Annotated in this window: 1 protein-coding gene; it reads right to left on the bottom strand. The window is 63.2% G+C overall.

Features of this window, described 5'->3' with window-relative positions; all coding sequences use genetic code 11:
* On the bottom strand, positions 1 to 413 hold a 413-nt coding region (locus NR193_RS33365), incomplete at both ends, for a TrbI/VirB10 family protein (protein ID WP_256754899.1).

Raw genomic sequence — 413 nt, 5'->3', positions numbered from 1 at the left:
GCGCTATGTTGAGCTGCCGCTGGACGATCTGCTGGCCTGTCTGGCTGATGCTGTCCGAGGCGCCCTGGCGAAGAGCGCGCATGATGTCGCTCTCCTGGCCCGATGAGCCGGCTTGCGCCCCGATGCTCAGAACCGTGGAAAGTGCTGCAGCCTTGAAGAGCTCGCCCCAATGATAGTCGACGCCGTCCTCGAGGCCAGCATAGCCCTCGGAGTCCGCGCCAGGCTCACGTTCCAGAACGATGGAGCGGCCGTCTGGAAAAATCAGTCTGGTCCAGACCAGCAACACGCGACGCTGGCCGAAGCCGACACCATTGTCATACTGGCCGATGAGGCGCGTCCCCTGCGGAATGAGACGGATGTGGCCGGTGGGGCTGTCATAGACATTCTCCGTTACCTGCGCGGTAATCTGGCCC

This window comes from Mesorhizobium sp. Mes31 (assembly GCF_024519675.1).
GTDB lineage: Bacteria > Pseudomonadota > Alphaproteobacteria > Rhizobiales > Rhizobiaceae > Mesorhizobium.
This window is presented reverse-complemented; position numbering and strand designations above follow the sequence as displayed.